The sequence below is a fragment of the Aeromonas sp. BIGb0445 genome (assembly GCF_024809075.1).
Lineage (GTDB): Bacteria > Pseudomonadota > Gammaproteobacteria > Enterobacterales > Aeromonadaceae > Aeromonas > Aeromonas rivuli.
Genome location: NZ_JANUES010000007.1, coordinates 55,936 through 78,503, shown reverse-complemented (window position 1 = coordinate 78,503; position 22,568 = coordinate 55,936). Strand labels below are relative to the sequence as shown.

General features: G+C 59.9%; 18 protein-coding genes. 7 read left to right on the top strand and 11 right to left on the bottom strand.

Annotated features, from left to right (window positions below):
• Nucleotides 1-21: 21 nt before the first annotated feature.
• The 3 genes from argF to arcA all read right to left on the bottom strand — a co-directional run bounded on the left by argF (nt 22) and on the right by arcA (nt 3,372).
• Nucleotides 22-1,026, bottom strand: a complete 1,005-nt coding sequence (gene argF / locus M2367_RS14505) for an ornithine carbamoyltransferase (RefSeq protein ID WP_259237099.1) — start codon at nt 1,024-1,026, stop codon at nt 22-24.
• Nucleotides 1,027-1,162: 136 nt separating this feature from the next.
• A complete protein-coding gene (gene arcC, locus M2367_RS14500) occupies nt 1,163-2,089 on the bottom strand; it encodes a carbamate kinase (RefSeq protein ID WP_259237098.1) in 927 nt (308 codons plus the stop codon).
• A gap of 62 nt (nt 2,090-2,151) precedes the next feature.
• Nucleotides 2,152-3,372 (bottom strand): arginine deiminase, encoded by a 1,221-nt coding sequence (arcA, locus tag M2367_RS14495; RefSeq protein WP_259237097.1) that lies wholly within the window; start codon nt 3,370-3,372, stop codon nt 2,152-2,154.
• A 775-nt stretch (nt 3,373-4,147) separates the two neighbouring features.
• Here arcA and M2367_RS14490 point away from each other — a divergent pair.
• A complete protein-coding gene (locus tag M2367_RS14490; RefSeq protein ID WP_198135285.1) occupies nt 4,148-4,324 on the top strand; it encodes a hypothetical protein in 177 nt (58 codons plus the stop codon).
• Between the two features lie 122 nt (nt 4,325-4,446).
• Here M2367_RS14490 and M2367_RS14485 read toward each other — a convergent pair whose 3' ends face one another.
• The 7 genes from M2367_RS14485 to M2367_RS14455 form a co-directional block, all read right to left on the bottom strand.
• The gene (locus M2367_RS14485; RefSeq protein WP_157014018.1) at nt 4,447-4,605 is read right to left on the bottom strand and encodes a hypothetical protein; all 159 of its coding nucleotides are present in this window, start codon (nt 4,603-4,605) and stop codon (nt 4,447-4,449) included.
• Nucleotides 4,606-5,292: 687 nt separating this feature from the next.
• Nucleotides 5,293-7,026 (bottom strand): methyl-accepting chemotaxis protein, encoded by a 1,734-nt coding sequence (locus M2367_RS14480; protein WP_224431493.1) that lies wholly within the window; start codon nt 7,024-7,026, stop codon nt 5,293-5,295.
• Nucleotides 7,027-7,081: 55 nt separating this feature from the next.
• Nucleotides 7,082-8,092 carry a galactose/methyl galactoside ABC transporter permease MglC gene (gene mglC, locus M2367_RS14475; RefSeq protein WP_042042592.1) on the bottom strand — a complete coding sequence of 337 codons (1,011 nt, stop codon included), beginning with the start codon at nt 8,090-8,092 and terminating at the stop codon, nt 7,082-7,084.
• A 16-nt stretch (nt 8,093-8,108) separates the two neighbouring features.
• The gene (mglA, locus tag M2367_RS14470; RefSeq protein ID WP_224431495.1) at nt 8,109-9,629 is read right to left on the bottom strand and encodes a galactose/methyl galactoside ABC transporter ATP-binding protein MglA; all 1,521 of its coding nucleotides are present in this window, start codon (nt 9,627-9,629) and stop codon (nt 8,109-8,111) included.
• 52 nt (nt 9,630-9,681) lie between these two features.
• Nucleotides 9,682-10,668, bottom strand: a complete 987-nt coding sequence (gene mglB, locus M2367_RS14465; RefSeq protein WP_042042590.1) for a galactose/glucose ABC transporter substrate-binding protein MglB — start codon at nt 10,666-10,668, stop codon at nt 9,682-9,684.
• A 235-nt stretch (nt 10,669-10,903) separates the two neighbouring features.
• Nucleotides 10,904-13,966: a beta-galactosidase gene (locus M2367_RS14460; RefSeq protein WP_259237096.1), complete on the bottom strand. Its 3,063-nt coding sequence runs from the start codon at nt 13,964-13,966 to the stop codon at nt 10,904-10,906.
• A 293-nt stretch (nt 13,967-14,259) separates the two neighbouring features.
• Nucleotides 14,260-15,264, bottom strand: coding sequence for a substrate-binding domain-containing protein (locus M2367_RS14455; protein ID WP_042042586.1), 1,005 nt, complete (start codon nt 15,262-15,264; stop codon nt 14,260-14,262).
• A gap of 204 nt (nt 15,265-15,468) precedes the next feature.
• Between M2367_RS14455 and galE the strand changes: the two genes are divergently transcribed.
• The 6 genes from galE to bacA all read left to right on the top strand — a co-directional run bounded on the left by galE (nt 15,469) and on the right by bacA (nt 21,769).
• Complete coding sequence (gene galE, locus M2367_RS14450) at nt 15,469-16,482, top strand: UDP-glucose 4-epimerase GalE (RefSeq protein ID WP_259237095.1); 1,014 nt, start codon at nt 15,469-15,471, stop codon at nt 16,480-16,482.
• A gap of 85 nt (nt 16,483-16,567) precedes the next feature.
• Nucleotides 16,568-17,614 carry a UDP-glucose--hexose-1-phosphate uridylyltransferase gene (locus M2367_RS14445; RefSeq protein WP_259237129.1) on the top strand — a complete coding sequence of 349 codons (1,047 nt, stop codon included), beginning with the start codon at nt 16,568-16,570 and terminating at the stop codon, nt 17,612-17,614.
• Nucleotides 17,611-18,762 carry a galactokinase gene (gene galK, locus M2367_RS14440; RefSeq protein WP_259237094.1) on the top strand — a complete coding sequence of 384 codons (1,152 nt, stop codon included), beginning with the start codon at nt 17,611-17,613 and terminating at the stop codon, nt 18,760-18,762. The genes M2367_RS14445 and galK overlap by 4 nt, the downstream gene beginning before the upstream one ends.
• Nucleotides 18,759-19,727 (top strand): galactose-1-epimerase, encoded by a 969-nt coding sequence (locus tag M2367_RS14435; RefSeq protein ID WP_259237093.1) that lies wholly within the window; start codon nt 18,759-18,761, stop codon nt 19,725-19,727. Before galK ends, M2367_RS14435 begins: the two co-directional genes overlap by 4 nt.
• 126 nt (nt 19,728-19,853) lie before the next feature.
• Nucleotides 19,854-20,849 (top strand): aldo/keto reductase, encoded by a 996-nt coding sequence (locus tag M2367_RS14430; RefSeq protein ID WP_259237092.1) that lies wholly within the window; start codon nt 19,854-19,856, stop codon nt 20,847-20,849.
• Nucleotides 20,850-20,953: 104 nt separating this feature from the next.
• Nucleotides 20,954-21,769, top strand: a complete 816-nt coding sequence (gene bacA / locus M2367_RS14425) for an undecaprenyl-diphosphate phosphatase (protein WP_224431502.1) — start codon at nt 20,954-20,956, stop codon at nt 21,767-21,769.
• A 95-nt stretch (nt 21,770-21,864) separates the two neighbouring features.
• Here bacA and M2367_RS14420 read toward each other — a convergent pair whose 3' ends face one another.
• On the bottom strand, nt 21,865-22,518 hold the full coding sequence (locus M2367_RS14420) for a ChrR family anti-sigma-E factor (RefSeq protein WP_224431503.1): 654 nt from the start codon (nt 22,516-22,518) through the stop codon (nt 21,865-21,867).
• Nucleotides 22,519-22,568: the final 50 nt, after the last annotated feature.

Genomic DNA, 22,568 nt, shown 5'->3' with positions numbered 1-22,568 from the left:
CCCCCGGCACCACCGGCGACCTTAGTCGCCCAGCGTAGCCACCATCACTGCCTTGATGGTGTGCATCCGGTTTTCGGCCTCGTCGAAGACTATGCTGTGCTCGGATTCGAACACGTCCTCGGTCACTTCCAGACCCTTCATGCCATATTTGTCAGCCACTTCCTTGCCCATGGTGGTCTCATCGTTATGGAACGCCGGCAGGCAGTGCATGAACTTCACATCCGGGTTCTTGGTGGCGTTGATGACGTCCATGTTGATCTGATAGGGGGTCATCAGTTTCACCCGTTGATCCCAGGCTTCCTTCGCTTCACCCATGGAGACCCAGACGTCGGTGTAGAGGAAGTCGGTACCCAGCACGCCCTCTTTCACGTCTTCGGTCAGGTGAATGCGCGCACCTGTCTCTTCGGCGATCTGGCGGCACCTGGCGACCAGCTCCTCTTCCGGCCAGAAGGCCTTGGGCGCAACCAGGCGGATGTCCATGCCCATCTTGGCGGCACCGACCATCAGGGAGTTGCCCATGTTGTTGCGGGCATCACCCAGGTAGGCGAACTTGATCTGATCCAGACGTTTGCCCTTGCCGTGCTCCAGCATGGTCATGAAGTCCGCCAGGATCTGGGTCGGGTGGAATTCGTTGGTCAGGCCGTTCCAGACCGGGACGCCGGCATGGGCGCCCAGCTCTTCGACTATCTCCTGGCCGTAGCCACGGTATTCGATGCCGTCATACATGCGGCCCAGCACACGAGCGGTGTCCTTCATGGACTCCTTGTGACCGATCTGGGAACCGCTTGGGCCAAGGTAGGAGACCTGGGCGCCCTGGTCGAAGGCCGCGACTTCGAAGGCACAACGGGTGCGGGTGGAGGTCTTCTCGAAGATGAGGGCGATATTCTTGCCGGTCAGGTGTTTGCGCTCATAGCCACCGTATTTGGCTTTTTTCAGGTCGATGGCCAGATCGATCATGTATTGGATTTCGCGCGGGGTGAAGTCCAGCAGTTTCAGGAAGTTACGGTTACGCAGATTAAAAGCCATGATGAGTTCTCTCTATATTTGTTCAGACCAATTTGGGCAGTGTTATTGACTACGCATACACATTACAAAGTTGTTCAGGCCGCATTCGGGCGGTGTTACTGACTACGCAGTACACAGTTCAAAGTTGTTCGGTTACTCAGGCATTCACGGTATGGGTGGCGACTATATTGGTGCCGGCTTCGCCTTTGAGGATGGCGAGGCCATCTTCCAGGGAACCGATCCCGACCATGCCGCCGGTTGCCTTGACGAATTCGCAGGAGGCTTCGACCTTGGGCCCCATGGAGCCGGCATCGAACTTGACGCCAGCCAGCTCATCCGGGCTGGTGACCCGCAGCGGGTGCTGGGTCGGCTTGCCCCAATCCAGGTAGACGGCATCGGCGTCGGTCAGGATCAGCAGGGCGTCGGCCTTGATCTGTCTGGCCAGGTAGGCGGCAGACATGTCTTTGTCGATGACGGCTTCGATGCCGGTCAGACGCTGGCCATCCCAGGTCACCGGAATGCCGCCACCACCGGTACAGATGATGAGGTGCCCCTGGGCAATCAGGGTCTCGATGGCATCGCCTTCGACGATGCGCTGGGGCAGCGGGGACGGCACCACGCGGCGGAAGAACTTGCCGTCGGCCTTGACACTCCACTGCTTCTCGACCGCCAGGGCGCGGGCTTCGGCCTCTTCATAGACGGGACCGATAAACTTGGTCGGATTGGCGAAGGCCGGATCTTGCGGGTCGACCTGCACCTGGGTCAGCAGCGCGGTGACGTTGCTGCTCGGCATCAGGTTCTTCAGCTCCTGGATCAGCATGTAACCGATCATGCCCTGGGTCTCGGCGCCCAGCACATCCAGCGGATAGGGGGAGACCTTGGTATAGGCACTGTTTTGCAGGGCCAGCAGGCCGACCTGCGGGCCGTTGCCGTGCACCAGCACCACGTTGTATTCCTGAGCGATCTGGGCGATGGTCTTGGCGGCGGTGGCGATGTTCTTGCGCTGGATATCAGCTTCAAGCGGCTCACCGCGACGGAGCAGGGCATTGCCCCCCAGGGCGACGACGACAGTTGGTTTTTTCATAGTGGTTGATCTCGATTCGGGGTCTGTGTGGCGCCAGCCTCTGCCGGCGCCACGCCGTCTTGTTAGATGCCGTCACGTTCCATCGGGCAGCTCATGCAGCGGGCGCCGCCGCGGCCACGTCCCAGCTCTTCACCCGGGATGGACAGCACAGTGATGCCGGCCTTATCGTACTTCTCGTTGGTGTAGGTGTTGCGCTCGTAACCCACGACCACGCCAGGACGCACGGTCAGCACGTTGTTGGCATCGTTCCACTGCTCGCGCTCGGCTTCGAAGCTGTCGCCACCGGTGGTGATGAGCTTGAGCTGATCCACACCCAGCGCCTTCTCGATGGCGGTCACGAAGTAACCCTCTTCCTTGATGTTCATGCCACTGGCACCGCCCGGGGTCAGGCTCCAGCAGTTCACATCCTTGCGGATGACTTCCGGATAGACGGAGAAGGTGTCTATGTCCATGTGGGTCATGACGGTATCCAGGTGCATGCAGCTGCGGTGTTTCGGCAGTTGCATGGCGATGACCTGTTTGGCCTGACCGTGCTTGAACAGGCCGCGGGCCAGGTGCTCCACCCCTTGCGGCGTGGTGCGCTCGGACATGCCGATGAGCACGGCGCCACGGCCGATGACCAGGACGTCACCGCCTTCGATGGTGGAGTTGTCGTAGTCACGATCCTCGTCACCGAAGTACTTGATGAAGTCCTGACCGGCAAACTGCGGGTGCCAGCGGTAGATGGCCTTCACATGGTTGGTCTCGCGGCGACGGGCGGCCTTGGCCATGGGGTTGATGGAGACGCCACCGTAAACCCAGCAGGAGGTATCACGGGTGAAAAGGTGGTTGGGCAGCGGCTCTATGATGAAGTCGGTCGGAGCGTGCATGCCCACTACCATGTTGACGCCGCTGAAGGGCATCTCGGCGTAGGTCAGGCCGCCGGAGAGGATGCGGGCCAGCTCGCGGTGCGGCATGTCAGCCAGGAAGCAGCGCACGTCATTGGCCAAGGCGGTGCCGAGGCGATAATCGGAGACCTGATGTTGCAGCAGCCAGGCTTTGGCTTCTGGCACATCCAGGGTTTCGGCCAGCAGGTTGGTCAGCAGGAAGACTTCGACATTCTGATCGCGCAGCACTTGGGCGAACTTGTCATGCTCCTCGCCAGCCCGCTCAACAGAGAGGACATCGTCAAACAGCAGGTCCTGACAGTTGGAAGGGGTCAGACGCTTGAGACTGAGATTGGGGCGATGCAACATGACACGACGCAGTTGGCCAACTTCAGAACCTACATAAAATTTGCTCATGGTTATATTCCGTCTTTCTGGGGTCCATGCGAGTGATTGAATAGACTCCTTCTATTCTTTCTCATGGCCAAGGCGGGATATTCTTTTTGTAGGGTACTCGGCTTGTGTTCTATCCTGCCTCTGCCTTTCGAGGTAGAGATTAGGTCTGTGAAAACATGAAAAACCAGACTTAGATCACATCGAGCCATAGCTGAATAAAATGCAGCGCATTTATTTGACCCCACCGACATAACCAGCAATTAATCCCCTGGATGCATCGCATAATCATTCATTTCCATACGCTTTTATTCCTTTTCTCGGCCAGGTTGCCATGGGGTAAACTCATATTACATAAGTACCAAATACAATTTTAATTAAATTAATACAACAACTTAAATGTGACGCTCAGCCATGACTGGCTTTATATGCAAGAGTTTGAATTTTTCACTCGCCATTGCGGGGAGCTCAGCGAGATAAAAAGTCATCTCCCTACGATTTCGTGCATAGATATTTTATTGTTCTGGATCAAAGCAAGGGACTCAGGATAGTGGGGGAAGGGCTGCTGGCCCCAAGAGAAATGGGGCTGTCCGGCTGACTATGCAATAAAACCGCATCTTGCGGCTTGTCCCTCCCATGACATCGACTTCCACTATTTTGAAACTTTTTTCATTAGTTGAATTTATGACAAATCCTTGCAGTGGGGGTTTGCTCAACTTAACTAGAAAAGTGATCCGGATCACAACGGTATCCATATGACGTTAACGCTTCCGTCATAAATGTCATCAAGGAGAGCTCCATGAACATCAAACCCCTGCTTCTGCTTGCCGCGCTGGTTCTGCCCATGACGCCAACCCTGGCTCAGGCAGACGGTGCCCCCGCCATGCCGCTGGTGGTATGCCATGTCGACAACATGCCGCAAATGCTGGTACCCGAATATGTCTGCATCTGGCGCGGTGGCACTCAACACTACTAAGCTGCAATGCAAGGGAAGGCGAGCCTTCCCTTGCATCTTCTCCCCATCCCCCAATAGTCATATCCGATCGTTACGCGCCTGCCCTGCCATTCGCTGCCAGAGCGCCCTGCGTCCCCCGACGGCTACCCCTCTCCTCCTGTCGCCATGGTGACCGGCATGGCACGGGCTGCATCGCTCGCCTTCCCCGTCTTGAGAGGCACCTTGCTGAAACTTGCCTGGCGGTTCACCCCGGTATCCTGAACAAGAATCCGGGCGCCAAGCCCCACAACCCATGCCGCCATGGCAGCTGCTCCCGACGCCATCACCCGCACCAACAGATGCAGAACCTGTGGCTTAATCCATTCGAGTGAGCCCGACTGAGACTGGCTTGAAGAAGTTGTGAGATATTCGCCACTGAATGCGTGAGCAATACGCCCATTACTGGACAGGTATAATCGGATTGATAGATCTTATAAACAGCATAAATAAATTATAATCAATTGATTTATAATCGAAAAAATACAACGCAACATGAATGACAAGGCGACCAGCTAAAACGTTTTTCAAGATGGCGTTGTGAGCCAGTCGAAAATCCTTATAGTTACTCCTGCACGGACGCAGTTGAAGTCAATCAGGAAGATTGGCTGCCAGGGTTGGGCAAATGGACTCACCACAGGATGTGGTAAAGGACACCTCCCAGGATGGAGAAAGTGCGACGGGAATGGATGACTCGTCAGGCCATGATGGCTAAAGGACACCCCAAAGGATTGGGAAGGGGAAACCTAAAGGAAGAGGTATAGTCAGGGATTGCAGGGAGCAACTTCGTTCACGGATATGAACGATAAGACTATCGGGGGCGACGCAAGTCGCCCCCATCTTTTTTGGATTTTTGCCACAAGCTCCCCGCATCAATAGTAAAGGGCGGCTTTCGCCACCCCGCTTCATCACTGCGTGAGTCGTACTCACTCTTCTGCTTATCTCCCCTCTGGCTACGCCAGACGAAAGTGCGCCACTATCCGGCCCAGCCGGTCATAAGTCTGCTTCATGGCCCCCGAGCTTGCCACCGTCGCCTCACCATTGCCCTTCAGTTGGCGGATCACCTCGGCGATGGCACTCATGTTGCGATTGATCTCCTCGGCGACGGCACTCTGCTGCTCAGCGGCAGTGGCGATATGAGTGATGAGGCCATTGATCTCCACCACCTCGCCCATCATCGTATCCAGAGACTCATTGACCCGTGTCGTGTTCTCGGCGGCGCTCTGGCAGCGTTGCCTTGTCATGGACATGGCCTCCACCACCCCACTGCTGCCGCGCTGCAAACGGGTCAGCATGGCCTGTATCTCTGCCGTGCTCTGTTGAGTGCGTGCCGCCAGGGAGCGAACCTCATCGGCCACCACCGCAAACCCCCGCCCCTGCTCGCCGGCACGCGCCGCTTCAATGGCGGCATTGAGCGCCAATAAATTCGTCTGCTCGGCAATGCTGCCGATGACGCCCAAGACAGAGCCAATCTGCTGCACCTCTTGCTGCATGGCTTGTACCGAACCCGAGGTCGCTTCCACCTCGTCCACCAGGGCCATGACGCTGCGCATGGCGTCATCCACCACCGCCCGTGAGGCATTGGCAAGCTGTTCGCTCTGGCGAGTGAGCGTGGCAGTATCGGCGGCGCTACGGGAGACTGAGACGGCGGTGGCGCTCATCTCGTTGACTGCCGTGACGACCTGTTCCGTCTCGCTGACATGGGTTGCCAGCAGCCGTTGAGCTGCCTGGGTTTGCCCGGTCAGTCCCCCTATCTCGCTATGCAACTGACCGCTGGCCTGGCTCACCTCCTGCATCATCTCCTGCAGCTGGGCGATGAAGCGATTGATGCCCGCCGAGATCTGGCCGAGATCATCATGGCTTGTCACCTGTAAACGCCGGGTCAGATCCCCATTCCCCTCGGAGAGGGCCAGCACCAATCCCTTCAAGGACAAAATAGGTCTATAAGCCAGGTTGAACGCCACCATGGCCAGCACCATCACCACCAGAGCCACCCCCAGCAGAGCCAGGGTGATCTTGCCGTTGATGGCCTGGGTCATGGCCCGGATGTAGGCCTGGTCGACGAAGCCGGTCAGTCGCCATGGCTGACCGCGAATGTCCAGCTCATGCAGCTTGGGGAGGGACTCGCCATCCGGTTTGTCGCTATAGAGCAGCTGCCCCTGGCTATCGGCCAGTTCGAAGTGACGTCCTTCGCCACTCATCTTCTGCAGCAGGGCGCTGAACTCACTCATGTCGAGGTAATAGATGTAGGCAGAATCATCACCGCGCGGCACCAGGATGGAGATGGCAGGCTTGCCCTCTATCTGTTGCAAACCGCTCACCTGGATCTGATTGCGGGCCTGGGGGATCAGCTGGCGCAGCGCCTCGACCCGGGCCGGCTCCTTGATGACGCCGTTGGTGTCGAAGGCCATGTCCCCAATCACCTTGACGATGTTGAGGAACCCTGTCTCCTCCAGGGTCTTCTTGACGTTGGTCACCCCGAAGTTGAGGTTGGCCGCCAGCACTATCTTCTGATTGATGTCCCCCGCCAGCTTCTCTTTGACCAGGGTTATCTGCTCATCGATGTTGTGGCTTGCCTGGTCACGGATGTAACCGCTGATGAAGTGATTGACGCTCACCCAGGAGGTGGCGACCGTGATCAAAATGGCCAGAAGCAGGAGCGCATATATCTTGATCTTAAAAGCCATGGTACCTCCAAAAGAAAACGCAGGGCGAACCTGCGTTTTCTAGCTGCCAATCTGCTTACTTCTTCTTGGCGTACTTCATCGAGTCCAACGCCACCGCCAATATGATGATGCCGCCCTTGATGATGAACTGCCAATAAGGGCTGACGCCGATATAGGTCAGGCCGTAGTTGATCAGGGTGAAGATGAGCACCCCGGTGATCACCCCGGCAACCGTGCCCACACCACCGGCAAAGGAGACACCGCCCACCACGCAGGCCGCGATGGCATCGAGCTCATACATGAAGCCGAGGTTGTTGGTGGCGCTGCCGACCCGCCCCGCTTCCAGCATGCCGCCGAAGGCGTAGAAGACACCGGCCAGGGCATAGATCATCACCAGGTTGACGGCCACGTTGACGCCGGACACCTTGGCGGCTTCGGGGTTGCCGCCGATGGCGAAGATGTTTTTGCCAAAGCGGGTCTTGTTCCACAACACCCAGACGAAGACGCTGGCGATGGCCGCATAGAAGGTGAGATAGGAGAGCTTGAAGCTGCCTATCCTGATGAACCCCTGGGCGAAACTGGAGAAGCGGGGGTCAAAGCCCGCCACCGGAGAGGCGCCCACGGAATCGAAGTACAGCGAGTTGATGCCGTAGACGATGATCATGGTGCCCAGGGTGGTGATGAAGGGCGTCACGTTCAGGTAGGCCACGATCAGGCCATTGACGAGGCCTATCAGGGCACCCACGGCACAGACCAACAGGATCACCATGGGAATGGGCACCTCCCCCAGGGCGGGGAACACCTTGTTGACGTTGGTCAGCGACTGCAGCATGGTGGCCGCGATCAGCGCCGCCAGGCCAACTTGACGACCCGCCGACAAGTCGGTGCCCTGGGTGATGATGATACCTGCCACACCCAACGCTATGATGACCCGCACCGAAGACTGGGTCAGGATGTTGCTGAGGTTGGTGAGGCTCAGGAAGGATGGCTCCTGGATCACGATGATCATGAGCAGCACCAGCAGCACCAAGTAGATGGCGTTCTCTTTGAGCGCCTGCATCAGATTGAAATTTTTAGCCGACTCCATAAATATCTTCCTGTCTCTAGAGGTACAGAGAAGCCAGGCGCAATATCTCGCTCTGGTCAGTCTCTTTGGTATTGACGATCCCGGCGACCCGGCCATTGCTCATGACCATGATGCGGTCTGTGATCCCCAGCAGCTCAGGCATCTCTGACGAGATAATGATGATGCCCTTGTCCTTCTTGGCCAGCTCCAGGATGAGTTGGTAGATCTCGAACTTGGCGCCCACATCAATGCCGCGAGTCGGCTCATCCAGCATCAGAATTTCCGGCTGAGTCAGCAGCCAGCGGCCGATGATGACCTTCTGCTGGTTGCCGCCGGACAGGGAGCCGATCTGCGTCTGTTGGGTCGGGGTCTTGACCCGCATGGAGTCGATGACCCACTGGGTGTCGCTCTTCATCTTTTTGTTGCTGAGCAGCCCCATGGAGCCCTTGTAGCTGTCCATGTTGGCGATCAGGGAGTTGAAGGCGATATCGAGGCGCGAATAGATACCGGTGGAGCGGCGCTCCTCCGTCACCAAGGCGAAACCGTTCAAGATGGCCTCGTGGGCCGTATGGTTCGCCACTTGCTTGCCATGAAGCTTGATGACCCCTTCGCTGTGGTCGCGGATCCCGAACAGGGTCTCGACGATGTCGGTGCGCTTGGCCCCCACCAGCCCGGCGATACCGAGGATCTCGCCCTTGTGCAGGTTGAAGGTCACGTCTTGAATGGAGGGTTGGTTCTTGGCCGTCAGGTGCTCGACCTCGAGGATCACCTCTTTCGGCTGGTTGGTTTTTTCCGGGAAGCGCTGGGTCAATTCACGACCGACCATCATGCCGATGATCTGATCCATGGTCATGCCCTTGAGCGGTTGAGTCGCCACCCATTGGCCATCCCGCAATATGGTGATCTCGTCACATAGCTGGAAGATCTCCTCCATCTTGTGGGAGATGTAGACGATGCCGCAGCCCTTCTCTTTCAGCTTGTTGATGATCTTGAAGAGGTGGTTGACCTCTTTCTCGGTCAGGGAGGAGGTGGGCTCATCCATGATGACAATCTTGGCATCGTAGGAGAATGCCTTGGCGATCTCGATCATCTGCATCTGGGACACCGACAGGGTGCCCACTTTGACCCGGGGATCGATGTCGATATCCAGCTCGTCAAAAATGTGTTTGGTGTCCTGGTACATCTTGTTGTGATCGACGAACCAACCCTTGGTGGGGTAGCGGCCGAGCCACATGTTGTCCATCACGGTGCGTTGCAATACCAGGTTCAACTCCTGGTGCACCATGGAGACGCCGTTCTCCAGCGCCTCTTTGGAGGAGGTGAAGTTGATCTCTTGTCCCTTGAAGAAGATCTTGCCCTGATCTTTCTCATAGATGCCGAACAGGCATTTGAGCAGCGTGGATTTACCTGCCCCGTTCTCGCCCATCAACGCATGCACAGAATGAGGACGGACCCGTAAATTGACATTATCGAGTGCCTTGACGCCAGGAAAACTCTTACTGACGTCAATCATCTCCAACAGCCATTCTGATTGTTGCTGTGTTGTCATATCAGCCATCACATCTGGTTGAAAAAAGGGCAAGGGGATCTCCCTTGCCCTGGAGGGGGGATTACTCGAATTGAGACAGGTTGTCTTTATCTACACCCACGTAGGCAACACGGACGACCTTGTCGACGATGTTCCACTTGGTACCTTCCCCGGCCGGTTTGCCTTCCGCCAGATTCTTGGTCAGATCGAAGGTGGCTTTCGCCTGGTTGGCCGCATCGTTCAGCACTGTACCTGCCATGGCACCGCTCTTGACCATGGCCAGCGCCTCGGGCAGCGCATCGACACCGAATACCGGAATCGCTGACTTGCCTTGCGCCTTCAGCGACTCGACGGCGCCCATTGCCATGCCATCGTTGTTGGCGATGACGACTTCAATCTTGTTGGCGTTGGGGCCGGAGATCCAGGCATCCATCTTGTCTTTGGCCATGGCGGTATCCCACATACCGGTATCCATGTGCAGTTGATCGGTCTTGAGGCCGCCATCGTTCAGGGTCTTGATGACGTAGGTGGTACGGGCTTCCGCATCCGGGTGGCCCGGCTCGCCCTTGAGCAGTACGAACTGGATGATGCCATCTTTGTTCAAGTCCCACTCAGGGTGAGCTTTCCAGTGTTTGGCGATCAGCTGACCCTGGATGATGCCCGACTCCTTGGAGTCGGTGCCCACGTAGTAGGCCTTGTCATAGCTGGCCAGATCGGCGGCACTCGGTTCCTTGTTGTAGAACACAACCGGGATCTCTTCGCCACGGGCCTTCTCAATCACGACAGGGGCTGCGGCCGGATCGACCAGGTTGATCGCCAGGGCCTTGACGCCCTTGGCCAACAGCACGTCGATCTGGTCGTTCTGCTTGGACTGGTCATTCTGGGAGTCATTCATCAGCAGTTCCACACTCGGGGTCGCCGCCGCTTCCTTCTCGATCGCCTTGCGAACAACTGCCATGAAGTTATCGTCGTACTTATAGACGGTAACCCCGATACGGGTTTCAGCGTGGGCGGTGGCGCCTGCCGTCAGTCCCATCAGCAGGGCGGCAACTGTCGTGATTTTTCTCATTGTTATGCTCCGGTGTGTCTATCTGTTTTGTAGGAAAGCTGTACACCAATCGAGCTGGTGTAACTCTAATGTAATCAGGTTGTTGTCATTTAATCTGTGATCCTGACGACAAAATGAAAACGTTTACACTCTGTTACATTGTGATTTGTTTGATATAAAACAAATGGTTATATTAACTTGAGGCCTGTTTGAACCTTTCTGTCACTGGGGTAAATGTCAGCTTCTGTCGCCGAAGTCAGCTTAGTACAGAGTTCCAATAGTATCTCCCCGGTGTCAGCCAATATTCAGGGCGCACGCTCTGGCTCCAGGAGTCATCCCCCCCGATCCCCATATAGAAACCATCGAGGCACAGGTGCAGACCCCCCTCTGCAATCAGGTCGGTCTGATGGCGGGCCTCGGTCAGCTGCGACTGACGGTAGGGACTGATGCTGAAGTGAAACTCCCCCTCGACCCTGAGGTCGGCGAGCTGCAACTCCCGAACCTGAGTACGCAGGCCATTGTCGGTGGGGAAAATATAGGGGGTGTGCAGCGCGGCAATGGGCAGTTGCCAACGACCGAGGTCCGCGCTCAGACAGCGATCCGGATAGTTCTCATGAGGGCCACGGCCTAGCCACTCGATACTGTCGACTGTCTCCGCCAACCAGAGGCTGGCGCCAATCCGGGGCAAGGAGGGGAAGTCATCACTCACCAGGGCGTCGATGGCAAGCCTCATGGCGCCGCCTGCCTCGAAGTCGTGGCGCCAGTGAGTCAGAATCTTCAGTTGCTCGCCGACGAAGTAGCCATGTTCCACCTGCAAGCTGGCCTCCCCCACTCGCGTTATCCCCAGGCAACGGTGGCTCAGCTCGCCGAGCCCGGCCTGCTGCCAGCGAGCAATCCAGGAGTGGGGATCCTGATGATCCGCCTCGCTGGTGCCGATGTCGTTATCCAGTGGCGCACGGTAGAAGTGATCCGCCAGCTCCCCGAGGAGACGCTCACGGCCACCCTTGCGCCAGCCCGTGATGCGGCCACTCTCCTTGTCCAGACACCATTGGCTCTCACCGGCCAGCACGAGCCAACTCTCGGCCTGCTCCATCAATCGAGCCGATGTCCGGGGTTGAGGGAGTGCGAGGGGGGTCGGCAGGGAAAACTGCTGGCGCCCTACGTCATGATCCTGGGCTGACCAGGGGGTGGCATTCACTTGCTCGATGCAGAGATCCAGCCAGGCCAGCGTACCGGCAGCGAAAGCAGGCAGAGTGGGCAGCAGGGTCAGGGTCAGCGCCGCCTGAGGCGCCAAAGTGAGTGGGCACTCACCCTCTTGCAGCACCACCCCTTGCTCGCACAACCGCCAACGTAGCCGCTCGTTATCCGTCACGCGAAACAGCAGCTCGCTCTCGATGCGCACCACCAGAGGGCTGTGTGACAGCAGCTCGAAGCGGAACGGCTGCTGGGCCCGCTTGGCCTCGAACAATGCGGGATGGGGCGTCCTGTCCGGGAACAGCAAGCCGTTGATGCAGAACTGGCGATCGTTTTGCAGATCGCCAAAATCACCGCCATAGGCCCAGAAATGACGGCCATCCTCGGTCAACTTGTCGAGTCCCTGATCGACCCAATCCCAGACAAAGCCACCCTGCAGGCGAGGATGGTCACGAAATGCCCGCCAATATTCGGCGAAGCCACCCAAACTGTTGCCCATGGCGTGGGCGTATTCGCACAGGATCAGCGGCCGCTGCTCGCCAGGCAGGCCGATCCACTTGGTCAGCGCCCACTTGGGCACCGCCGGGAAGGGTTGATCCTGATGGGTACGGGCATACATGGGGCAGATGATGTCGGTGGCCGGGGTGTCGGCACCGCCCCCCTCGTACTGGACCGGCCGGCTCGGGTCTGCCCGCTTGACCCAGGCATACATGGCATCGTGGGCCGCCCCATAGCCGGACTCATTGCCCAGGGACCAGGTGATGATGCTGGGGTGGTTGAAATCGCGAGCGACCAGCCGGGTGATCCGTTCCAAAAAGGCCCCGCTCCAGTCAGGATCCTGCGCCAGGCGCCCCATGGGACTCATGCCGTGGGTCTCCAGATTGGCCTCATCCACCACATAGAGACCCAGCCTGTCACAGAGCCGGTAGAATTCGGGATGGTTGGGGTAATGGGCGCAGCGCACCGCGTTGAAGTTGTGCCGCTTCATCAGGATCAGATCCCGCGCCATGCTGGCTACATCGATGGCATGACCCCGGGCGGGATCATGCTCATGACGATTGGCGCCACGGATCAGCAAGGGCTGACCGTTGAGCCGCAGCAGGCCGCCCTGGATCTCCACCGCCCGAAAGCCCACATCATGGGCCTCGCTCTCTATGGGGGTACCCCGCTCATCGAGCAGGGTCAGGGTCAGACGATAGAGGTGCGGGGTCTCGGCGCTCCACTTGGCGGGATTGTCCACCTTCAGGATCAGTTCGGCATGGTCCTCAAAGCTCCCTTTCTCATCGATGATGGCCGTACCCACTCCCTGCTCCAGACTGGTCACCGGCTGATCACCCTGATAGAGGGTGGCTCTCAGACTCAGTCCGGCGCCACCCGCCACCCGCACCGCCAGCGTGAGCCGCGCATCCCGGTAGCAGGCATCGAGCAACGGGGTGATACGCAGATCGGCGATGTGGCGCTCAGGCTTATGGAGCAGCGTGACCGAGCGGAAGATGCCGGAAAGCCACCACATGTCCTGATCCTCGAGATAAGAACCATCGGACCAGCGCAGCACCAACAGGGCTATCCGGTTCTCCCCCTCGCGCAGACAAGGGGTCAGGTCGAACTCGGCGGGCAGGCGGCTGTCCTGGGAATAACCGACCCAGTGGCCGTTGCAAAACAGATGGCAGGCGCTGCTGACTCCATCCAGGATGATGCGCGTCTGTCCAGAAGCCAGCCAATTGGCGGGTAAATGCAGGTTGCGAGAGTAGCAACCGGTCGGATTCTGGCTTGGCACCCGAGGGGGATCACAGGGGAAGGGGTACTTGATATTGGTGTAGATGGGGCCATCGGTCTGCGGCCGTGTGCCCGGATAGGCACCATCTAGTTGCCAGTTGCCGGGCACCCGGATGAGGCAGGCATCGGCCAGATCCTGCTGAATCCACTGCTCGGGCACCAGCTCGGGAGTCTCGAAGAAGGAGAAGTGCCAGTCGCCGTCGAGCAGCAAGCGGGAGTCGGAGGGCAGATCGGCACGTGCCGCCTCTTCGTCGCGCCAACTGGCGAGGGGGGTATGCGCTGCCAGGCGATTGACCGAGGTTACCCCTTGGTTCTGCCAGTCTCGGCGCGCCAGAATCTCCCTGAGCATGTTTCCTCTCCCTGATTATTCGGAAAACAGCTGCAGTGTAGTGAAGTTTTTATGGGGAAACGGCGATCTGCCTCACAAAGATGTAAACGATTACACTTCGATATATAAGGCCGGGATAATGCGGGGTGAGAGTCACAATAGCCATCATGCGAGCAACCCGCATTGTCCCGTCGATCGGGGGAGCTGGCCGCAGATCCCTCAGCCTCCTGCCACGGTGGCATCGCTGAATATGCCAGAAACAGCAGACCCGCCATCAGGCGGGTCTGCTGTCTAAACGAGGCCAAGGTGGGGATTTAACTGCGCAGGGGGGCGACCGAGTGACGATTGATCAGGGTCGGCGTATAGATGCGGCTCTGTTGCGCCTCACCTTCACCTGCGGCCAGCTGCAGCGCCAACTTGGCCGCCTGGGCCGCCATGAGCTCGATGGGGTAGCGCATGGTAGAGAGTTTGGGTCTCAGGTATCTGGCGTAGATGATGTCATCGAAGCCGACCACGGACACCTCCTCCGGCACCTTGAAGCCGTTATCGGCCAACACGGAGATGGCGCCGGCCGCCATGGCGTCGTTGTAGGCCACCAGAGCGGTCACCTTCAGCCCCTTGGCGAGCAGATTGAGCATGGCGCGCTCTCCCCCCTCTTCATTGGGGGTGCCACACTCCACCAGTTCGGCATCTGCCACTACCCCCGCATCGCTCAGGGCGTCGCGATAGCCCTGCAACCGGGAGCTGGCATCTTCGATGGCGTGATCCGAGCCGAGGAAGCCAATACGGCGATGACCCAGCTCCAGCAGGTGGCGCGTGGCGGTGGCGGCCCCCAAGCTGTTGTTGAGGGAGATACAGCGCCCCTTCAAGGCGGGAATGTCTCGGTTAATCAACACCATACCAGGTACTCGCATGGCGTAATCAATCAGCACTTCGTCACTGAGCACCTTGCTGTGAACCACCAGGGCCTCACAGCGTTTGCCGATCAGCAGCTCGATGGCGCCCCGCTCCTGCTCCGCATTGTGAAAACCATTACCCATCAACAGGTGCAAGCCCCGCTCCACGGCGACCCCGGACACCCCCTTGATCAGGGCACCGAAGAAGGGATCGGCCACATCATTGACCACCACCCCCATGGTGTCACAGGTACGGCTGACCAGGGCCCGCGCGTTGGCGTTGGGGGTGTAACCCAGCTCTGCCATGGCCTGCTGGACCAGGGCGCGCGAGGTGGCACTCGCCTTGGGAGAGTTGTTCATCACCCGTGAAACCGTTGCCACCGAGACATTGGCAAGACGGGCGACATCCTTGATGGTGCTCATGCTGTTTTCACTCTTTTCACTGACCGCGACCGGGCCATTATAACCAGCAATCCCTTTGATAACAGGGGAAAAGCGCACTGCCCCCGAGTCGGCTATAAACAAAAGAGTGTAATCGTTTACACGATATTGTTAACCCGCTCACAGTTTAGCCATCAGAGGCTCGGCTAGACTCCTGATCCACACCCCCTTTACCGGAGACAAGGGATGAAGGTATTGGTCACAGGCGGTTGCGGCTACATAGGCAGCCACACTTGCCTCGCACTGCAGGCCGCGGGTATCACACCGCTGATCCTGGATAATCTCTGCAACAGCAAGCTGGCCGTGCTGGATCGCATCGCCACCATTTCTGGTCAGAAGCCTGTTTTTTATCAAGGGGATATCAGGGATTCCGCCCTGCTGGCTCGCATCTTCACCGAGCATGAGATTGACGCCGTCATCCACTTTGCCGCACTCAAGGCAGTGGGAGAATCGACCCGGATCCCGCTGGCCTATTACCAGAACAATGTCGCCGGTACCTTGGATTTGCTACAGGCCATGGCGCGGGCCCGGGTGCACAACCTGGTATTCAGCTCCTCGGCTACTGTCTATGGCGATCCGGCCAGCGTGCCGATCCGCGAGGAGTTCCCCCGCTCGGCCACCAACCCCTATGGCAGATCCAAGCTGATCATCGAGCAGATCCTCGAGGATCTGCAGGCCGCCGAACCCCAGTGGAGCATGACGCAACTGCGTTATTTCAATCCGGTTGGTGCCCATGCATCCGGCACCATGGGGGAGGATCCCCAGGGCATACCCAACAATCTCATGCCCTTTTTGACTCAGGTGGCCATCGGCAGACGCCCGCAATTATCGGTATTTGGTAACGATTACCCCACCCTGGATGGCACAGGTGTTCGCGACTATATCCATGTGATGGATCTCGCAGAGGGCCACGTCAAGGCGCTGCAACACTGCGTCAGTCGCCCCGGCGTTCATGCCTATAACCTGGGAACGGGCCAGCCCCAGAGCGTATTGCAAATGGTTCAGGCATTCGAGCAGGCATGCGGCCGACCTGTTCCCTACGCCTTGGAACCAAGGCGCCCGGGAGACATCGCCGAGTGCTGGGCCGATCCCGCCAAGGCCGAACGTGAGCTGGGCTGGCATGCCACCCGGGATCTCCCGGCCATGTGCGCCGACAGCTGGCGCTGGCAATCCCTCAACCCCCAGGGTTATGACCAATGAGCCGCTTGCTGACCGCCGCTACCCGCTCGCTACGGCCCGGTGCCATAGCCTCCCTTTCCATGACAGACAGTCACGAGGTGTGATGATGTTCGATCCCCTGGATCACCCCCACCGCCGCTTCAATCCCCTGACCGGCCAGTATGTGCTGGTCTCCCCCCACAGGGCCAAGCGCCCCTGGCAGGGCCAGATTGAGAAGATAAGCGAGGCGCCGGGCCACGCCCATGATCCCGACTGTTTTCTCTGCGCCGGCAATACCCGTGTCAGTGGCGACAAGAACCCCGACTACAGCGACACCTTCGTCTTCACCAACGACTTCGCCGCCCTGATGCAGGACACCCCGGCTGCGCAGGAGGGCCAGGATCCGCTGCTGCAACTGGAGGCGGCCCGTGGCACCAGCCGGGTCATCTGCTTCTCGCCGGATCACGGCAAGACCCTGCCCGAGCTGGCCCTGCCCGAGATAGAGGCGGTGATCCAGACCTGGCGCGACCAGGTGGCCGAGCTCTCCCAGCAGTGGGATTGGGTGCAAGTCTTTGAAAACAAGGGCGCCGTCATGGGCTGCTCCAACCCTCACCCCCATGGTCAGATCTGGGGCAGCGATTTTCTGCCCAACGAGATAGCCAGGGAGCAGGAGCGCCAGCAGCAGTGGCTGGCCGAGCATGGCCGCCCCCTGCTGCTCGACTATGTGGAACGGGAGCTGAAAGATAGATCCCGCATCGTGGTGGAGAGCGCCCACTGGTTGGCGGTGGTGCCCTTCTGGGCCGCCTGGCCGTTCGAAACCCTGTTGCTGCCCAAGGCCCATGTGCCCTCCATGCTGGATCTCAGCCCGGCGCAGCAGCAAGACCTGGCCCTGGCCCTCAAGGAGCTCACCAGCCGCTACGACAACCTGTTCGAGTGCAGCTTCCCCTACTCCATGGGCTGGCACTTCGCGCCGCCGCACTCGACTTGCCCCGAGGCCTGGCAGCTTCATGCCCACTTCTACCCGCCCCTGCTGCGCTCTGCCACTGTGCGCAAGTTCATGGTGGGCTTCGAGATGCTGGCCGAGACCCAGCGTGATCTCACCCCGGAGCAGGCCGCCGAGCGACTGCGTACCTTGAGCCCCATCCACTACAAGATGCAAGGATCCACCCCATGAATCACCCCAGCCACAGGGCCAGCGCCCTCTTCCACAAGGTGTTTGGCCGGGCCGCCGACCTGATGATACGCGCGCCCGGTCGGGTCAACCTCATCGGCGAGCACACCGACTATAACGACGGCTTCGTGCTGCCCTGCGCCATCGATTACGAGACCTGCGTCGCCATCGGCCTGCGCCAGGATGCCAGGGTGAGGGTCATCGCCGCCGACTACGGGGAGGAGCACGACGAGTTCTCCCTGGATGCTCCCATCGAGCACCACCCGGACCAGCGCTGGAGCGACTATATCCGTGGCGTGGTGAAGTACCTGCAAGCGCGGGGCCAGCCCCTGCGCGGCCTGGACCTGGTGGTCTCCGGCAATGTGCCCCAGGGGGCCGGGCTCTCCTCTTCCGCCTCCCTGGAGGTGGCCATCGGCCAGGCCTTCAAGGAGGCGCTGAACCTCGACATCAGCCAGGCCGAGATAGCCCTCAACGGTCAGCAGGCGGAGAACCAGTTTGTCGGCTGCAACTGCGGCATCATGGATCAGATGATCTCGGCCTGCGCCAAGCCGGACCATGCCCTGCTGCTCGATTGCCGCAGTCTGGAGAGTCGGCTCATCCCCATGCCGATGGATCTCGCTGTGCTCATCATCAACTCCAACGTGCGCCGTGGCCTGGTGGACAGCGAATACAACCTGCGCCGCCAGCAGTGCGAGGCCGCGGCCCGTCACTACGGCGTCAAGGCGCTGCGCGACCTCGATGCCGCCACCCTGGAGGCGAATAAAACCGGGCTGGACGAGGCCTGCTATCGCCGTGCCCGCCACATCGTCGGCGAGAATGGCCGCACCCTGGCCGCCGCAGAGGCGCTCGCCTCAGGGGATCTGGTACGCCTCGGCGAACTGATGGCGCAGTCCCATGCCGCCATGCGCGATGACTTCGAAATCACAGTGCCCCCCATCGATGGCCTGGTGGAGATCATCAAGGCAAAGATTGGCAGCGAAGGCGGGGTGCGCATGACCGGCGGTGGCTTCGGGGGTTGCGTGGTCGCCCTGCTGCGCCCGGAGCGCTTGAATGAGGTGATCGCCGCCATCGACGTCGAATATCCCGCCCGTTTTGGCCTGCAGGCCGACAGCTATGTCTGCCGCGCCAGCGCCGGAGCGGGTCGGCTGTGAGATCCTTCGAGCTGGAAAATGAGTGCGGGCTGCGGCTACGCGGCCTCGATGTTGGTGCCACCCTGAGCTCCCTGAGCCTGCCGGTTGGTGGGATGAGGCGAGAGCTGCTGCTCGGCTGCTCCGACGCCGACTATCCGACCCAGCAGGTGTGGCTGGGGGCGGTGGCGGGACGTTTTGCCAACCGTATCGGGGGCGCAACCCTTGCGCGAGACGGCCAATGCTGGCCATTGGATGCCAATCAGCCTCCCCACACCCTCCATGGGGGGGCGGGGGGTTTTCATCGCCAACCCTGGCAGATTGAAACCCTGGAGGCCAGCCGGGTGCGGCTCAGCCTGTTCTCCCCGGATGGGGATCAGGGCTTTCCCGGCAACCTCAGGGTAGCGCTGGAATACCGGCTCGAGGAGCGGGATCTGGTGGTGGAGTGCTGGGCCAGTACCGATGCGCCGACCCCGGTCAGCCTGACCAGCCACGCCTACTTCAACCTCGATGGGGGGGGAGATGTGCGTCATCACAAGCTCACCCTGAAGGCGGACCGCTTCCTCGCCACGGATGCCAGCGGCCTGCCCTTGGCGCCCCACGCTGTCGAGGGCCCCTTCGATCTTCGTGGCGGTCGCCTCCTTGGGGATGAGTGGCTGAGCCACCCCCAGCAACGTCAGGCCAAGGGCTACGATCACGCCTTCCTGCTCAATGGGCCACCATCGGAATGGGCCGCCCTGCTGGTCTCGGGTGACGGACAGCTGGCGATGGAGGTGCATACCAATCAGCCCTCGCTGCAGCTCTACACCGGCAACTGGCTGGCCAAGACCCAGGGTCGTGACGGGCAGCGCTATCAGGATTACGACGGCCTCTGCCTGGAGGCCCAGCAGCTGCCGGACAGCCCGAACAGACCCGAGCTGGGGGATCCCTGGCTGCTGCCGGGTCAGCGCTATCACCACCTCACCCGCTACCGCTTTGAGCCTCGCTGAACCAGCACGGGTTTGAGCGGTCAGCGAGAGGCGCTGACCCTGAGCGAGCAGGAGAGGTCTGCCATGTCGGGCATGACTGGCCCGAGCCACTGAAATCGATGACATTGATATTCAAAAGGAACTTGTATGGATCAGCCCTATCAGGCCAACCCGGCTCGCTACCAGCAGCAGCCCTATCGCGCCGTCGGTCGCCACGGCTTGCGCCTGCCCGCCATCGCCCTCGGGCTCTGGCATAACTTCGGGGCAGAGGCTGCCCCCCAGCAGATGAGCGCCATGGTGCGTCAGGCATTCGACCTGGGTATCACTCACTTCGATCTGGCCAACAACTACGGGCCGCCGCCGGGCAGTGCCGAGACAAGCTTCGGTCGCCTGCTCAAGCAGGATCTGGCCGCCCATCGCGATGAGCTGATCATCAGTACCAAGGCGGGCTACGTGATGTGGGATGGCCCCTATGGCGATGGCGGCAGTGCCAAGTATCTGTTTGCCAGCCTGCACCAGAGCCTGCGCCGCCTCGGCCTCGACTATGTGGACATCTTCTATCACCACAGGCCGGACTCGCACACGCCCCTGGAAGAGACTTGTCAGGCCCTGGCACTCATGGTGCGTCAGGGCAAGGCGCTCTATGTCGGTCTCTCCAACTATCCCGCCGAGCTGGCCCGTCAGGCCGCGATCCGGCTGGCAGAGCTGGGCACTCCCTGCCTGGTCAATCAGCTCAAATACTCCCTGTTTCAGCGGGAGATTGAAGAGCAGACCCTGCCGGTCTGCCGTGAACAAGGCATGGGCGTGGTGGCCTTCTCGCCCCTGGCGGGAGGCCTGCTCAGCGACCGCTACCTGGCGGGCATTCCTGCCGATTCCCGCGCCGCCAGCCCTAGCCCCTTCCTCAAGCCGGACCAGCTCACGGCGGAAAAACTGGCCCGGATACGTGCCCTGCACACCCTGGCCGAGGAGCGCGGACAGAGCCTGTCACAGCTGGCGCTGCAGTGGGTGCTGCGCGATGCAGTGGTCAGCAGCGCCCTCATTGGCGCCAGCAGGCCAGAACAGATCGTCAGCGCCGTTCAGGCCCTGGCTCAGCCCCCTCTGGATACAGCCTGGCAGCAGCGGATCCTGACCGCCCTCGACTGAGCCAGCGGCAATATTCTCTGGTTGCCTGCGTGGTTTTCCGCCATCATTGGCGCGCCCCCGCTTGCGGGGGCGCATCATATCCAGACAACCAAGAGATCCGATCCATGACAGAGTACTACACCCTGTTTGTCGCATTCGTGTTAGGCGTAGTGGAAGGCCTGACCGAGTTTCTGCCCGTTTCCTCCACCGGCCATCTGATCATCGTCGGCCATCTGCTGGGCTTCGAAGGCCCCAAGGCCGCCACCTTCGAGGTGGTGATCCAGCTGGGCTCCATCCTGGCAGTCGTCGTCGTGTTCTGGCGCCGACTGTTCGGCCTCATCGGCATTCATTTTGGCCAGAAGCCCCCTCAGGATCACGCCACCCTCTCTCTGGTGCACATCATCCTCGGTATGTTGCCCGCCGTGGTGATAGGCCTCGCCATTCATAGCTGGATCAAGGCAAATCTGTTCGGCCCCCAGACGGTGATGTATGCCCTGGTCGCCGGCGGCATACTGCTGTTGATCGCCGAATGGAAACGCCCTGCGGTGCGCTCCGAAACCCTGGATGACATCAGCTACCAGCAAGCCTTTGGCATAGGTCTGTTCCAGTGTCTGGCACTCTGGCCCGGTTTCTCCCGCTCGGGAGCCACCATCAGTGGCGGCATGCTGATGGGGATCAGTCGCCAGGCGGCGGCCGAGTTCTCCTTCATACTGGCGGTCCCCATGATGATCGCGGCGAGCGGCCTGGATCTCTACAAGAGCCGGGACTTCCTCTCCATGACCGATTTCCCCATGTTTGCGGTCGGTTTTGTCACCGCCTTCGTGGTGGCCATGTTCGCCATCCGCACCTTCCTGGCGCTGATCCGTCGCCTCGATTTCGTGCCTTTTGCCATCTATCGCTTCGTCGTCGCCTTCGCCGTCTACATGGTGTTCGTGCATTAATCTGCCGTGACGAATCAGGCTTGAATGTGAAAAGGGACCCCAGGGTCCCTTTTTTGATGCGTGAATGGCGGTGCTGCCCCGCCGAGCCCTTGGCCTCAATAGAGATGCCCAGAGATACCATTGAGCAAGCGCGACAGCCCCTTGGTGAACTGGATGGGGGCATCCTGCACCGTGTAGCAGAGACAGCCATCGACCGTGTGCGGACTGTGTGCATGGCGACTATCTCGCCAGATGAAATCACCGGCCCCGTAGCGCTGATCGCCATCCTGCATGCTGCCCGCCAGCAGCAAGGTCAGTTCATAGCCCTGATGGGTATGCTCGGGAATGGCACCGCCCGCATCGATGTGCAACAGGCTGGCCCGCACCCCCAACTCCCCCAGGGGCAGGCTATGTTGGCGAACGGGTCCAAAATGCCGCCACTTGGGGGAGCGGTAACGGGCCAGCACCCTCGGCAACCGATAACACCGACCCGCTACCTCAAGCTGGGTGTCGGTGTGAGACACAGGGATGAGTTCGGGCAGGGGTTGCTGCACTATCATGGCCAGCATGGCGTCCAGCTCGGGGGCGACCTGATCCGGCAGGGGGGCGGCCTCGAGTGCCTCGGCCAGCTGCGCCTCCCACAACGTCACCCGGGCGGCACATTCGGGGCAGAGCTCGCAATGGGCCGATACCCCGACCGCCAGGGGCAGGGGGAGCTCGTTGGCCGCGAAGGCACGCAGCATCTGCTCGGTCGGATGGGATTTAATCATGATACTGCTCCATAAATATGTGCGATCGATATGAGCCTGGCCCCGGGGCA

Excerpts from the sequence above, each read along its gene's own strand:
- argF (WP_259237099.1), bottom strand. The coding sequence starts at position 1,026 with ATGGCTTTTAATCTGCGTAACCGTAACTTCCTGAAACTGCTGGACTTC.
- arcC (WP_259237098.1), bottom strand. The coding sequence starts at position 2,089 with ATGAAAAAACCAACTGTCGTCGTCGCCCTGGGGGGCAATGCCCTGCTC.
- arcA (WP_259237097.1), bottom strand. The coding sequence starts at position 3,372 with ATGAGCAAATTTTATGTAGGTTCTGAAGTTGGCCAACTGCGTCGTGTC.
- M2367_RS14490 (WP_198135285.1), top strand. The coding sequence starts at position 4,148 with ATGAACATCAAACCCCTGCTTCTGCTTGCCGCGCTGGTTCTGCCCATG.
- M2367_RS14485 (WP_157014018.1), bottom strand. The coding sequence starts at position 4,605 with ATGGCGGCATGGGTTGTGGGGCTTGGCGCCCGGATTCTTGTTCAGGAT.
- M2367_RS14480 (WP_224431493.1), bottom strand. The coding sequence starts at position 7,026 with ATGGCTTTTAAGATCAAGATATATGCGCTCCTGCTTCTGGCCATTTTG.
- mglC (WP_042042592.1), bottom strand. The coding sequence starts at position 8,092 with ATGGAGTCGGCTAAAAATTTCAATCTGATGCAGGCGCTCAAAGAGAAC.
- mglA (WP_224431495.1), bottom strand. The coding sequence starts at position 9,629 with ATGGCTGATATGACAACACAGCAACAATCAGAATGGCTGTTGGAGATG.
- mglB (WP_042042590.1), bottom strand. The coding sequence starts at position 10,668 with ATGAGAAAAATCACGACAGTTGCCGCCCTGCTGATGGGACTGACGGCA.
- M2367_RS14460 (WP_259237096.1), bottom strand. The coding sequence starts at position 13,966 with ATGCTCAGGGAGATTCTGGCGCGCCGAGACTGGCAGAACCAAGGGGTA.
- M2367_RS14455 (WP_042042586.1), bottom strand. The coding sequence starts at position 15,264 with ATGAGCACCATCAAGGATGTCGCCCGTCTTGCCAATGTCTCGGTGGCA.
- galE (WP_259237095.1), top strand. The coding sequence starts at position 15,469 with ATGAAGGTATTGGTCACAGGCGGTTGCGGCTACATAGGCAGCCACACT.
- M2367_RS14445 (WP_259237129.1), top strand. The coding sequence starts at position 16,568 with ATGTTCGATCCCCTGGATCACCCCCACCGCCGCTTCAATCCCCTGACC.
- galK (WP_259237094.1), top strand. The coding sequence starts at position 17,611 with ATGAATCACCCCAGCCACAGGGCCAGCGCCCTCTTCCACAAGGTGTTT.
- M2367_RS14430 (WP_259237092.1), top strand. The coding sequence starts at position 19,854 with ATGGATCAGCCCTATCAGGCCAACCCGGCTCGCTACCAGCAGCAGCCC.
- bacA (WP_224431502.1), top strand. The coding sequence starts at position 20,954 with ATGACAGAGTACTACACCCTGTTTGTCGCATTCGTGTTAGGCGTAGTG.
- M2367_RS14420 (WP_224431503.1), bottom strand. The coding sequence starts at position 22,518 with ATGATTAAATCCCATCCGACCGAGCAGATGCTGCGTGCCTTCGCGGCC.